This is a genomic window from Acinetobacter sp. GN11, assembly GCF_054823985.1.
This window is the reverse complement of sequence record NZ_JRVL01000003.1, coordinates 18,533-33,014: the sequence shown is the minus strand read 5'-3', so window position 1 is coordinate 33,014 and position 14,482 is coordinate 18,533. Positions and strand designations below refer to the sequence as shown.

10 protein-coding genes are annotated in these 14,482 nt (G+C 40.9%); all 10 read left to right on the top strand.

From position 1 onward, the window contains the following. Window positions 1-132 precede the first annotated feature (132 nt). The 10 genes from NL42_RS00380 to NL42_RS00335 all read left to right on the top strand — a co-directional run bounded on the left by NL42_RS00380 (window position 133) and on the right by NL42_RS00335 (window position 14,308). Window positions 133-1,191, top strand: a complete 1,059-nt coding sequence (locus NL42_RS00380; RefSeq protein ID WP_461311373.1) for a pilus assembly protein PilM — start codon at window positions 133-135, stop codon at window positions 1,189-1,191. Beyond that, window positions 1,191-1,832 carry a PilN domain-containing protein gene (locus NL42_RS00375; RefSeq protein ID WP_461311372.1) on the top strand — a complete coding sequence of 214 codons (642 nt, stop codon included), beginning with the start codon at window positions 1,191-1,193 and terminating at the stop codon, window positions 1,830-1,832. Before NL42_RS00380 ends, NL42_RS00375 begins: the two co-directional genes overlap by 1 nt. Continuing rightward, window positions 1,829-2,578: a type IV pilus inner membrane component PilO gene (locus NL42_RS00370; RefSeq protein ID WP_461311371.1), complete on the top strand. Its 750-nt coding sequence runs from the start codon at window positions 1,829-1,831 to the stop codon at window positions 2,576-2,578. Before NL42_RS00375 ends, NL42_RS00370 begins: the two co-directional genes overlap by 4 nt. Window positions 2,579-2,588: 10 nt before the next feature. After that, window positions 2,589-3,116: a pilus assembly protein PilP gene (locus tag NL42_RS00365; RefSeq protein WP_461311370.1), complete on the top strand. Its 528-nt coding sequence runs from the start codon at window positions 2,589-2,591 to the stop codon at window positions 3,114-3,116. A gap of 62 nt (window positions 3,117-3,178) precedes the next feature. After that, the gene (pilQ, locus tag NL42_RS00360) at window positions 3,179-5,290 is read left to right on the top strand and encodes a type IV pilus secretin PilQ (RefSeq protein WP_461311369.1); all 2,112 of its coding nucleotides are present in this window, start codon (window positions 3,179-3,181) and stop codon (window positions 5,288-5,290) included. 11 nt (window positions 5,291-5,301) lie between these two features. Further along, a complete protein-coding gene (gene aroK / locus NL42_RS00355; RefSeq protein WP_004789808.1) occupies window positions 5,302-5,871 on the top strand; it encodes a shikimate kinase AroK in 570 nt (189 codons plus the stop codon). A gap of 28 nt (window positions 5,872-5,899) precedes the next feature. After that, a complete protein-coding gene (aroB, locus tag NL42_RS00350; protein ID WP_461311368.1) occupies window positions 5,900-6,982 on the top strand; it encodes a 3-dehydroquinate synthase in 1,083 nt (360 codons plus the stop codon). 16 nt (window positions 6,983-6,998) lie between these two features. Beyond that, window positions 6,999-7,880: a hypothetical protein gene (locus tag NL42_RS00345; RefSeq protein WP_461311367.1), complete on the top strand. Its 882-nt coding sequence runs from the start codon at window positions 6,999-7,001 to the stop codon at window positions 7,878-7,880. Between the two features lie 461 nt (window positions 7,881-8,341). Continuing rightward, on the top strand, window positions 8,342-12,817 hold the full coding sequence (gene gltB / locus NL42_RS00340) for a glutamate synthase large subunit (RefSeq protein WP_461311366.1): 4,476 nt from the start codon (window positions 8,342-8,344) through the stop codon (window positions 12,815-12,817). A gap of 69 nt (window positions 12,818-12,886) precedes the next feature. Beyond that, entirely contained in the window at window positions 12,887-14,308 is a 1,422-nt protein-coding gene (locus NL42_RS00335; protein WP_461311365.1) for a glutamate synthase subunit beta, read from the top strand. The last annotated feature ends 174 nt before the right edge of the window (window positions 14,309-14,482 follow it).

Below are 14,482 nucleotides of genomic sequence, written 5' to 3'. Positions count from 1 at the left end.
AAACTAATTGTGGTCAGTATAGCCTTTAGACATGCGGATTGTTAGATGAGATATTGTATCCGTGTAAAAATAAAGACCTAGATTATTGGTTTGTAATTTTTTTTGGGGATAAAAAAATAATAGGACAATAGTGTGCTCAGGTTATATCGTAAACCGAATAAGGGGTTAATGGGTGTCGATATTAGTTCGACTTCTGTTAAGTTGTTAGAGCTCTCTGTTAAGAACGGTAAGTATTGGGTGGAAAGCTATGCTTTGATGCCTTTACCCGAGAACAGTGTAGTTGAAAAAAATATCTTGAATCCAGAGGCAGTTGCAGAAGCTTTGGAACGGGCGATGAATTTAGCAAATCCCCAAACCAGTAACGCTGCAATTGCTGTTCCAACATCGACGGTTATTCATAAAACCATCGAAATGGATGCAGAGATGAATGATGATGAGCGAGAAGTTCAGATTCGATTAGATGCGGAGCAGTATATACCGTTCCCTTTGGACGAAGTGAGCCTTGATTTTGAGGTTTTACCAGATCGCCTGCCTAATCCAAACCGTGTGAATGTACTTTTAGTTGCAACAAGAACAGAAAATGTTGAAACACGTGTAGAAGTACTGGAACTGGTGGATTTAACGCCTAAGCTTGCTGATGTCGAAAGTTATGCTGTCGAGCGTGCTTTTAGTGTATTTGCTGATAGCTTGCCAATGGGTGCAAATATCATTGGTATTTTAGATATCGGCCATACCATGACGACATTATCGGTTATGCAAAGTGGCAAAATCATTTATACCCGTGAACAAGTCTTCGGTGGCAAACAGCTTACTTTGGAAATTCAAAGCCGTTATGGTTTGTCTTTAGAAGAAGCAGGGCGAGCTAAAAAAGAACGCTCTTTACCCGATGACTATGACATTGAAGTTTTAGAGCCATTTTTAGATGCGGTCGTACAACAAGCAGCTAGGTCTCTACAATTTTTCTTCTCTTCGTCACAGTTCAATGAAATAGACCATATTTTACTAGCGGGCGGGAATGCCAATATTCCTGGGCTTGCCAAATTGTTGCAACAAAAACTTGGTTACCGTGTGACCATTGCCAATCCATTTTTACAAATGGGTTTTTCTCCTCAAGTCGACATTCAAAAACTTGAAAATGATGCCTCATCATTAATGGTGGCATGTGGCTTGGCTTTAAGGAGTTTTGATTAATGGCGACAATTAATTTACTCCCTTGGCGTGATGGGCTTAGGGAGCAGCGCAAAAAACAATTTATTATTTTCTGTTTTGGGGTCGTTGTTCTGGGGATCACCACTGTATTTTCTGGGTGGTTTTATTTGAATCAAAAATTAAATGATCAAGAGCAAGCGAATCAACTCATCACTAGTACAAACCAGAGTCTAGATCAACAGCTTAAAACCTTAAATGGTCTGCAAGAACAGCGTGATGCCATTATCGAGCGTATGAAACTTATTCAGGGATTGCAAAGTCAGCGCCCTGTTGTCGTGCGTTTGGTGGATGAATTGGTACGTGTGACGCCTACAGCGATGTATTTGACTAAATTTAGCCGAACTGGAGATAAATTTACCATTGAAGGTAAAGCTGAAAGTCCAAATACGGTTGCGGAGTTATTACGTAATCTTGAAGCATCACAATGGTATCGTAACGCTTTCATGAATTCTTTCTTGGCGGCTGAAGAGAAAAAAGATAAGGCTGCGAGTTCGCTGCTTCCTAGAGTGGAAGATGGTTATGGCAGTTTTGTTGTGACTGTTGATTTGGGCGAAGCGGGGGTGACTACAACAGATGATACCGCCAATACGTCTGTAAGTACGGATAAGGGGGCGGTTAAATGAGTCCGGATGAACTTCATGAGTTGGCGTTAGAACAAGCTCCATCTAAGAAAAAACAGATCACTTTAGAAAAGTTTCTTCAGCAATTTAACACATTAGATATGAACAGTTATGGTAGCTGGCCATTATCTGTGAAAATTACTTGTTGGATTTTTATTTTCTTTGCTGTGTTGGCTTTGGGATATTTTGTTGTTATTCAGCCAAAGCTACAAGCAATTGATAATGCGCAGGCACAAGAAAGTAATTTGTTGAATGAATTTCGAGAAAAAGATTCCAAATTACGTAACTTGCAGCAATATCAGCTTCAACTTCAAGAGATGCAAGCAAACTTTAATCAGCAGTTAGAGCAATTGCCAAAAGAAACCGAAATTCCAAGCTTGGTTGAGGATATTAACTTAACTGGAGTGAATTCTGGTCTGAAGTTTAAGAATATCCGTTTAGAAGATGAAGTGAAGCAGGAAATCTTTATTGAACAGCCTATTACGATGGAAGCAACTGGCGATTATCACGCTTTTGGGGCTTTTGTTAGTAGTATTGCGGCATTACCCCGCATTGTAACGATGCATGACTTTGTTGTAGAAGCTGCGCCTGTTAAAGATAGTAAGTCAGATATTCCTGTACTTAATTATTCTATTAAGGCAAAAACTTATCGCTATATGGGCACCGTAGAAAATGCTGAACATCCGGAAAACAACGCTTCGGCTTCAGTAGCACCTGTTTCCTCTACTGCTAATACACAGTCGAAATAGGAGCATTACAATGAAACTTAAGCAAATTTCTTTTTCTATTTTGGCATGTTTAGTTTTAGTCGGATGTGACTCTAGAATTGATGCTGTAAATCAGCAAATGGCAAATATACGTAACCAGCCACCACAGCCGATAGACCCAGCCCCTGTTTTCACACCTGTACCACAATTTAATTATGCGGCTCATCAGCTAAAGAGTCCATTTTTACCAAGCTCACTTGCTGCTGAGCTCAAAATTATGGCAGGAAAACGAGTCTATCCGAACTTCTCACGAGCACCTCAGCCTCTAGAAAGTTATGCATTAGAATCCTTAAACATGAAAGGAAGCATTCGTAACAACCGTGGGCAAGTGCTGGCTCTTATCCAGTCGCCTGATCAGCAAATTGAGCGAGTACAGATGGGGAACTATATGGGGATGAATCAAGGGCGTATTACCCATATTGGTCCAACCCAAATTGATCTGGTGGAAATTGTCCCTGATGGGCGCGAAGGCTATGTGGAAAGACCAAGAACCTTAGTGTTAATTGGGCCCGCACCCTAAAATTTAGGGAATAACAAAGAAAAAGTATTTTTAAAGATTATTTAATTGGGGATGGTCAGACAATGAATCACGTATTCCGTCAGTTTTCTATGGGGGCTGTAGCCATTGCAGTTATGCAGGTTGCCTCTGCACAGGTCAGCATGACGAATATTGTACCGACACAAATTGCAGGTCAAGGTACAGAAATTAGAGTTATGTTTAATGGTTTGCCACCGCAACCACAGGCATATCAACTTGAAAATCCTTCACGTTTGATTTTGGATTTTAATAAAGCTCAGCAGACTTTAACACAGTCAAAAGTAGCGATTGGTACAAATGAAGCGAGCTCGGTCGATGTAAGTTCTGACGATCAGCGCTCACGTTTAACCGTAAATTTAAAAGAGGCAGGTGCGTTTACAACACGTATTGAAGGTAATACTTTTATTTTAAAGATTAATTCAGCTCAAACTGCTGTTAAACCTTTACCAGCAACTATGGTTCAACCCCAAGGTGTTTCAAATATTGGTTTTCAGCGTGGCGGTCAAGGTGAAGGGTTAATTGTTATTGATTTACTAGGAAGTAATACCCCTGTAGATGTTCAACAACAAGGCAGCAAAGTTGTAGTGAGAACACTTGGCTCTAAAATTCCTACCCATTTAGCTAAACGTTTAAATGTGAATGATTTTGCAACCCCTGTTTCTACCATTGAATCGTATAACGAAAAAGGTAATGGTGTTATTACGATCCAATCTAGTGGTAGCTATGAATATATGGCTTATCAGGCGGAAAATAAACTCACCATTAGCTTAAAACGTCCTCAGGACAAAAGTGTAAGTACTGCATCTAAGCCATCTTATTCTGGTAATAAGCTTTCTCTGGATTTCCAAGATATTGAAGTTCGTAGAGTTCTACAGCTACTTGCTGATTTTACTGGTATTAATATGGTTGCTGCCGATAGTGTGCAGGGTAATATTACTTTGCGCTTGAAAGATGTTCCGTGGGATCAGGCACTTGATATTATTTTAAAAACTAAAAACTTGGATAAGCGTAGAAATGGTAATGTCATCTGGATTGCTCCAGTTGCAGAGTTGATTAAAGCGGAAGATGATGAAGCAAAAGCTTTAGCGCAAACAATTAAGTTAGCGCCGATCCAAACCGATTATATTCGTTTGAATTATGCGAAAGCAGCAGATGTACTTAAGCTAATTGAAGATACTCGTGATGGTAAGGGGGCTGTTGCAAACCGTACTGCCAATTCAGATGCTCTTGCTTTAGAAAGTTTATTGAGCCCACGTGGCAGTGCTGTTGCTGATACACGGACTAATACTTTGATTATCAATGATACAGCCCAAAATATTGATAAAATTCGTAAAATGGTTGATTTGATTGATGTGCAGGTCAAACAAGTTATGGTTGAGGCGCGGATTGTAAGAGCCTCTACTTCTTTTACCAAAGAGCTTGGCGTTAAGTGGGGGATATTATCACAAGGGGTGAACAACAATAATAGTTTGTTGGTTGGGGGGAGTGAAACAACCTTGTGGAATTTAAAAAATCCAGACAGTAAAGGAAAGTATACCATTGAACGGCCAGATAATTTAAACGTTGATTTGGGCGTTACATCAGCTGGAGCAAGTAGTATAGCCTTTAGTTTAATTAGTATGTCTGATTTTATGCTTGATCTAGAACTTTCTGCATTACAAGCCGATGGTTATGGTGAAGTTATTTCAACACCGAAAGTCATGACTACAGATAAGCAAACTGCCAAAGTTGCGACAGGTCAGCAAGTTCCTTATCAAACTGCTGTTACTTCTGCTACGGGTACTACAGCTACTACTTCTTTTAAAGATGCGCTGTTAAGCTTGGATGTTACTCCAAGTATTACGCCTGATGGTAAAATTCAAATGAAATTAGATATTTCTAAGGATTCTGTAGCAGGCGAAGCCCCTAATGGTGAATTAATTTTAAATAAAAATAATATTAATACGAATGTATTGGTTAATAACGGTGAAACGGTCATTTTAGGAGGGGTGTTTGAGCAGACCACCTCTAACTCACAAACCAAGGTTCCTTTCTTTGGTGATATTCCTGTACTTGGGCATTTATTCAGAAAAGATGTGAAATCTGATGATAAACAAGAGTTACTGATTTTCGTTACGCCACGAATTGTTAATGACACTTTGGTGAGAAATCATTAATATATTTTTTAATGAAAGCAATTGAAATAGGTGGCGCCTTGCCAAGCAAAGCGTTTGAAACCCTGCCAAATATTTATTTGGTGGGGCCCATGGGGGCAGGAAAAACAACCGTTGGACGTCATTTAGCCGAAATATTAGGGCGTGAATTTTTAGATAGTGATCATGAAATTGAACGCAAAACAGGTGCTACTATTCCTTGGATTTTTGAAAAAGAAGGGGAATTTGGATTTCGTGCTCGTGAAACCATCGTGTTGAATGAGTTGACTTCCCGCAAGGCTTTGGTTTTGGCAACAGGTGGTGGTGCGATTACTCAAGCACCCAATCGTGAGTTTCTAAAGCAGCGTGGTATAGTTGTTTATCTTTACACTCCAGTGGAACTACAATTACAACGAACTTATCGCGATAAAAACAGACCTCTATTACAAGTTGAAAACCCTGAACAAAAATTGCGAGATTTGTTAAAAATACGTGATCCTTTGTATCGTGAAGTTGCTCATTACACGATTGAAACCAATCAGGGTGCTGCACGCGATCTTGCACAAAAGATTTTGCAACTTATTTTGTCTAACACGCTAAAATAGCCAAACTTACTCGTGGTTTAATAAACTCATGCAAACGTTACATGTTGAATTAGGCGAACGCCGTTATCCTATTTTTATTGGCAGTCAACTTGATCCTAAACAGTTGCTTGAGCCTTATATTCATGGTCAGCAGGTCATGATTGTGAGTAACGAAACGGTTGCTCCTTTATATTTATCTCACTATCAAGAAGCACTAAAAAGTTTGGGTAAAACGATGGCTACTTGTATTTTGCCCGATGGTGAAAAATATAAAGATATTCAACATTTAAATTTAATTTTTGATGCACTACTTGAAGCTGGCTTTAACCGAGACTGTACGGTTTTAGCTTTAGGCGGTGGTGTTATTGGTGATATGGCTGGCTTTGCCTCAGCATGTTTCCAGCGCGGTGTGTATTTTGTTCAAGTTCCTACTACGCTTCTTTCACAGGTCGATTCAAGTGTAGGTGGTAAAACTGGAATTAATCACCCACTGGGTAAGAACATGCTTGGTGCATTTCAGCAGCCTCAAGTTGTTTTGGCTGATATGGCTCAACTCAACACTTTACCAGATCGAGAATTGTCTGCTGGATTATCAGAAGTTATTAAATATGCCTTGTTAGGTGATGCTGATTTTCTGGTGTGGTTAGAGCAAAATATGGATGGGTTGGTTGGACGAGATGCTGATCTTTTAGCAGAAGCTGTTTATCGTTCATGTGCCCATAAAGCCCGTATTGTTGCAAATGATGAAAAAGAACAGGGCGAGAGAGCTTTACTCAACCTAGGTCATACCTTTGGTCATGCGATTGAATCTTACCTTGGTTACGGCACTTGGTTGCATGGCGAAGCAGTAGCTACTGGCATGGTCATGGCGGCTGATTTATCACAGCGTTTAGGCTGGATTTCAATCGATGATGTAGAGCGTACAAAAAAAATTATTCAACGCGCTAATTTGCCGATATCATGTCCAAAAATTCCATTGGATGAATTCCTTGGATATATGGCACATGATAAAAAAGTCCTCAATGGTCAATTACGTTTAGTGTTGTTAAAGCAACTTGGACAAGCTGTAATTACTAAAGACTTTGATGTTGAACTCATGAAACAAGCTATTTTGGCAAATCAACACGGATAATAAATTAAGGTAACACATGACTGTATCACGTACACTTTGGCAGAATGTTCAACAATATATCTGGTTGGTGGGTGGTATCGTCTGCTTGTTTCTGGCTTTTCTTTTCTGGGTAATGACTGATAGTAAGAAGCTTGTAGAAGTTGAAAAAGCAGCCGATTCAGAAACACCCGTGCAAATTCAGCCAGAAAAAGTGGCAACAACGGCTAATTTAGGGGCTTTAGCTGATGAAGTTAGGCCTCTTGATTTAACGACTCGGACTGTTGTATCTGGTCAGCATGAGGCGGAGTTCCGCGGTACAAAGTTTATTAACGAAAATAAGAAACAGTGGACGCTTGAGCTATTCCGCGCATCTGATGAAGATATTGTTAAAAACTTTTTAAAGAATCGTTCAGACCGAAATAAATTCATCTACTTCAGATTAAGTGGTGATAAGCAATCTGAACAATATGTTTTGACATATGGTGTATTTAAACGTTCTGAAGATGCAATTCAGCAGTTAACACAGCTGAATCTTGATTTGCCTGAATCAATTAAGCCGCAACCTCAACAATTTTCGACCTATGTACCACTGGTTAATGACTTGGGGGCAGATGAAATGAAAGGTGGGGTTAGTCAAACTTATGAAGTGCGTTTACGTCCAGCTGCATTGCCTAGAATTGATGAGTCTTTGCTTATAGGCACAGGTGCAAATAGTGCTATAAGTGCGCAACCTAAAGTAGCTGCTCCAGCAACGAATTCCACAACTCGGACAACCATTATTCGCCGAGATGCTGAAGGAAATGTCGTGGATGTACATCAGTCGAATTCTGCTGCTGATACTGCTAAAAAGGCTCAACAAAATCGTGCAACTGAAGCTCCTCCTAAAAATGCAACAAATGAGGGCACAAGAGGGAACTAAGGATAAGAATAATGTGCACAAATATAGTGCAGTAACAAAAGATATATATAATTTTTGATCAAGTGTGGTGCATATTTGGTCATTTATTAAAATGATAACCTGAATAAAACCGATCTATTTTTAATAAATATAAACACTTAAGCTTTAAAAATTATATTGGCATAGTTTTTGCTTTATTCTTGTGCTTATTAATGTACTGCTAACTATTTTGGCGCTCTAAAGAGTGAAGTCTATGCAGAGTCGTGGGGTCGAGCTGCTTTAAAAGAGTGCGAAATAAGTCAAAACATTTTTCTAGCAAAAACCAGTGTACGTAAAAATGGAACAGCGTATATTGGCTTATCAGCCCAAAATTTTTTTTTGCGAAACATTGAGCTAACTATCGTCCATAGGCAATATCGCAGAAATAAGTTGTTTGTTTGACGCTCGAAAGAGCCTTATTGAAAGAAGGGTACGCTATGCACATGCCATCGCCTAATACTGTAGCTCCCGCTCAAGGTTTATATCAACCTGATGAGTTTAAGGATAACTGTGGTTTTGGACTGATTGCCCATATGAAGGGTGAATCAAGTCATCATCTTGTAGAAACCGCGATTCACAGTTTAAGTTGCATGACGCACCGTGGTGGTATTGCCGCAGATGGCAAGACGGGAGATGGTTGCGGCTTATTATTGGCGATGCCAAAGCAATTTTTTCGTGATGAAGCAAAAAAACTGAGTGATATTACACTTAGCGAAGTTTTTGCTGTCGGTACTGTATTTTTAAATGTTGATCCGGCATTAGCGCAGCACTCTAAAAATATTTTAACTAAAGAAATTGAGGCTGATGGCTTACGCGTACTAGCTTGGCGTGTTGTCCCTACAAATAACGATGCACTAGGTGAAATTGCACTTCAATCTTTACCAGCTTTTGAGCAGGTCATTGTGAACTGTCCAATGGGTGTAACAGAAGTTGAGTTTAACCGTAAACTATTTTTGGCACGTCGTCGTGCAGAACAACAATTACTAAATGATTCATCGTTCTATGTGAACACGCTTTGTTCGACAGTAATCAGCTATAAAGGCTTGATGATGCCGGCTGCGATTGCTGAGTTCTATACAGATTTAGCAGATGAGCGTTTAAAATCTCATATTGTGGTATTCCACCAACGTTTCTCGACTAACACGTTACCGCGTTGGCCTTTGGCTCAGCCTTTCCGTTACCTTGCGCATAATGGTGAAATTAATACTATTACAGCAAACCGTAACTGGGCATTGGCACGTACGCCTAAATTTGAAAATCCATTGTTGCCGGGTTTAACTGATCTTAATCCAATCGTGAACCGTACAGGTTCAGATTCTTCAAGCTTAGATAACATGCTTGAAATCTTGGTCGGTGGCGGTATGGATTTATTCCGTGCATTGCGTATGCTCGTGCCACCAGCTTGGCAGAACGTTGAAACTTTAGATGCAGACCTACGTGCATTTTATGAGTTTAACTCTAAGCATATGGAAGCTTGGGATGGTCCAGCGGGCTTGGTTATTCAAGATGGTCGTCATGCGATTTGTATGCTTGACCGTAATGGTTTGCGTCCTGCACGTTGGGTCGTTACCAAAAATGATTATATTACCTTAGCATCTGAAATTGGTGTTTGGGGTTATGAGCCTGAAGATGTAGTTTCTAAAGGTCGTGTTGGACCAGGCCAAATTTTGGTAGTTGATACTTTAACGGGCAAAGTACTTGATACAAAAGATGTAAATACACATCTTAAAAATATGCGTCCGTATCGTGAATGGTTGCGTGACCATGCAATTCGCTTAAATGCCAACCCTGAACTTGAAGAACAATTAGTTGATAAGGGCTTAACTGGCGATGCTTTAAAAGCAGCTCAAAAAATGTTTATGGTGACATTTGAAGAGCGAGACCAGTTGTTACGTCCTATTGCTGAAAGTGGTCAAGAAGCTGTAGGTTCTATGGGTGATGATACGCCAATGGCTGTATTGTCTCGCCAAGTACGCCATGTGACTGATTATTTCCGTCAACAATTTGCGCAAGTAACAAACCCTCCAATTGATCCATTACGTGAATCGATTGTAATGTCGCTCGAAACCTGTTTAGGTCGTGAGCAGAATGTATTTGAGCAAGGTCCAGAGCACGCAGATCGAATCATTATTTCGAGCCCTGTTCTGTCTAACTCAAAAATACAGCAAATCCGTAGTATTGATCGTGCAGGCTATGAGTCTGTTGACATCAATTTGAACTATGCCGAAGAAGAGGGTTTGCAAGCTGCGATTACTCGTATTTGTGAAGAAGCGGCTCAAGCGGTTCGTGATGGTAAAACTTTAATTGTTTTAACTGATAAAAATATTCGTCAAGGTTTCTTGCCTGCAAACGCAGCGCTTGCAACAGGTGCGGTACACCATTACCTCATTAAAACTGGTTTACGTACTGATGCGAACATCATGGTTGAAACTGGTTTTGCACGTGATCCGCACCAATTTGCGGTATTACTTGGTTTCGGTGCAACCGCTGTTTACCCATACCTTGCATATGACGTGATTAATGATTTGATTGCTAAAGGTGAGCTTTTAGGTGATCCAATCCATGCTCAAGCGAACTTCCGTAAAGGTATTGAGAAAGGCTTATTAAAAGTTCTTTCAAAAATGGGTATCTCTACCGTTGCTTCGTATCGTGGAGGTCAGCTTTTTGAAGCCGTGGGTTTGTCATCTGAAGTTGTAGATCAGTGCTTCTTGGGTGTTCCAAGTCGTATTCAGGGTGCAACATTTGCTGATCTTGAAAAAGACCAGAAAAAATTAGCTGCTACAGCATGGTCAAATCGTAAACCAATTGATCAAGGTGGTCTGCTTAAATTCGTATTTGATAAAGAGTATCACGCCTTCAACCCAGATGTGATTAACTCATTGCACAAAGCAGTTCGCTCTGGTAAATACGAACACTTTAAAGAATATGCTGAGCTGGTTAATAACCGCCCAGTGGCGACTATTCGTGACTTATTTAAGTTAAAAACAACGAATCCAATTCCAGTCGAGCAAGTTGAATCAGTTAAAGACATCTTGCCTCGTTTTGACTCGGCAGGGATGTCTTTGGGTGCTCTTTCTCCAGAAGCGCATGAAGCAATTGCAATTGCGATGAATACGATTGGTGGTCGTTCAAACTCTGGTGAAGGCGGCGAAGATCCTGTTCGCTACGGCACAATTCGTAACTCGAAAATCAAACAGATCGCATCTGGTCGTTTTGGTGTAACTCCTGCGTACCTGACTTCTGCTGAAGTGTTGCAAATTAAAGTTGCTCAAGGTGCAAAACCGGGTGAAGGCGGTCAGTTACCAGGCGGTAAAGTAAATGGTTTAATTGCACGTTTACGTTACTCAGTGCCGGGTGTAACACTTATTTCACCTCCACCACACCACGATATTTACTCAATTGAAGATTTGTCTCAGTTAATTTTTGACTTGAAGCAAGTTAACCCGCAAGCAATGGTTTCGGTAAAACTGGTATCTGAGCCGGGTGTCGGAACAATTGCAGCTGGTGTTGCTAAGGCATATGCAGACTTCATTACCATTTCTGGTTATGACGGTGGTACAGCAGCATCTCCACTTTCATCAATTCACCATGCGGGTTCTCCATGGGAGTTGGGGTTAAGTGAGGCGCATCAAGCACTTCGCGTTAATGACTTACGTGGAAAAGTACGCGTACAAACGGATGGTGGTTTAAAAACTGGTCTTGATGTGATCAAGGCTGCAATTTTAGGTGCGGAAAGCTTTGGTTTCGGTTCAACACCAATGATTGCGTTAGGCTGTAAATACCTACGTATTTGCCACTTAAACAACTGTGCAACTGGCGTTGCAACTCAACAAGATCACTTGCGTCAAGAGCACTATATTGGCGAGCCAGAAATGCTGATCAACTTCTTCCACTTTATTGCGGAAGAGACTCGTGAATGGTTGGCAGCATTAGGTGTTTCTTCATTGAAAGACTTAATTGGTCGTGTTGATTTACTTGAAGTGTTGCCAGGTGAAACTGAAAAACATGCTCATCTTGATTTAAGTGCATTGTTAACGTCTCATCCATCTGCTGACGGTAAAGCACAGTATTGTGAAGTACAAGGTAATGCACCATTTGATAAAGGTGTATTGGCTGAGAAAATGGTTGCAGAAATGCTTCCTGCAATTGAATCAAGTGCAGGCGGTCAGTTCAACTTCAAAGTTGTGAACTGTGATCGTTCGATTGGTGCTCGTGTGTCAGGTGAAATCGCTCGTCGCTACGGTAACTTGGGCATGGAAGTGCATCCTGTTGTAATGAACTTAACAGGTACTGCAGGTCAGTCACTGGGTGTATGGAACGCTGGTGGTTTACACATCCGTCTTGAAGGTGATGCCAACGACTATGTGGGTAAAGGTATGGCAGGTGGTCGTATCTCAATCTTCCCACCACAAGGTTCGCCTTTCCAAACACAAAACACAGCAATTATTGGTAATACCTGTTTGTATGGTGCAACTGGCGGTAAGCTTTTTGCAGCGGGTACAGCAGGTGAGCGTTTTGCAGTTCGTAACTCTGGTGCATTTGCTGTAATTGAAGGTGCTGGTGATCACTGCTGTGAATATATGACAGGTGGTGTTGTGACTGTACTTGGTAAAGTAGGCCATAACTTTGGTGCGGGCATGACCGGTGGTTTTGCTTATGTACTTGACCTTGATAATGATTTCGTAGATTACTACAACCACGAATTGATTGATTTAAATCGTATTTCAACAGAATCTATGGAAGATCATAAAGAGTTCTTGTTGCGTATTATCGATGAGCATATTAAAGAAACAGGTAGTGCCTGGGCTTATAAAATCCGCAATGAGTTCGATTTCTACAGCCGTAAATTCTGGCTTGTGAAACCAAAGGCTGCTAATTTACAAACGCTTTTGAAAACTACACAAGCTGATCCACAATAATTCCACGACTGCAACGACATAGGCAGGTGCGGGCAACAGTGAAAACCGCGCCTACCCACGGAGAGAGACATGGCAGAACGCCTAAATAATGACTTTCAATTTCTGGATGTAGCACGCCAAGATCCAGAGAAAAAAGATATTACTGTCCGCAAAGCAGAATTTGTGGAAATTTATAAACCTTTTACATCGGAAACTGTCGCTAATCAGACTCACCGTTGTTTAGGTTGTGGTAACCCATATTGCGAATGGAAGTGTCCTGTACATAATTACATTCCAAACTGGTTAAAACTCATTGCTGAAGGCCAAATTTTCCAAGCGGCTGAGCTTTGCCATCAAACCAACACATTACCTGAGGTATGCGGTCGCGTATGTCCACAAGACCGTTTATGTGAAGGTGCTTGTACCTTAAACGATGGTTTTGGTGCAGTGACTATTGGTAATGCTGAAAAATATATCAATGACACAGCCTTCGCTTTAGGTTGGCGTCCAGATATGTCAGGCGTGAAATGGACTGACAAAAAAGTTGCAATCATTGGTGCTGGTCCTGCAGGTTTAGGTTGTGCAGATATTTTAGCTCGTGGTGGTGTTAAGCCAGTTGTATTTGACAAGCGTCCTGAAATTGGTGGCTTACTTACATTCGGTATTCCAGAATTTAAAATGGAAAAAGATGTAATGAAACGCCGTCGTGAAATTTTCACAGGTATGGGCATCGAGTTCCGCTTAAATACTGAAGTTGGCACAGATGTCACCATTGATGAATTACTTGCAGAATATGATGCTGTGTTCATGGGTATGGGAACTTATACCTACATGAAGGGTGGTTTCCCAGGTGAAGATCTTAATGGTGTTTATGATGCTCTTGATTTCTTGATCTCTAACGTGAACCGTTGCCAAGGTTGGGAAAAAGACCCAAGTGAGTACATCAGCTTAGATGGTAAAAAGGTGATTGTACTTGGTGGTGGTGATACAGCGATGGATTGTAACCGTACTTCATTACGTCAAGGTGCTCATGATGTAACGTGTGCATACCGCCGTGATGAAAGCAACATGCCAGGTTCTGCACGTGAAGTAAAAAATGCCTATGAAGAGGGTGTGAAATTCCTATTCAATCGTCAACCGATCGAAATCGTTGGTGAAAATGGCAAAGTAACAGGCGTAAAAGTGGTAACGACACAAATGGGTGCACCAGATAGTCGTGGCCGTCGTAGCCCTGAGCCAGTTCCGGGTTCTGAAGAAGTATTACCAGCCGATGCTGTTCTACTTGCATTCGGTTTCCGCCCAAGTCCAGCTGACTGGTTTGGTAATGCGAATATTAGTCTTGATGGTTCGGGCCGTGTTGTCGCAGCTGAAAAGCAAGAATTCAAATTCCAGACATCAAATCCGAAAATCTTTGCTGGTGGCGATATGGTTCGTGGTTCAGACCTAGTTGTGACTGCGATTTGGGAAGGTCGTCAAGCTGCCGAAGGCATTTTGGATTACCTCGGTGTTTAATAAAGTCATTTGTTAAAACACTTAAAAAAAGCCTACTTCAAGTGGGCTTTTTTATTGTCTACCATTAGTCAGTTTGATGCTTTTGGCAAATACAATAAGCTTTTTTGCCCTTTTTAGCTTTTTAAGCTCGCGACATACTCAATGCTTCCTTCTTCAATGCAATAGGTATTGAAT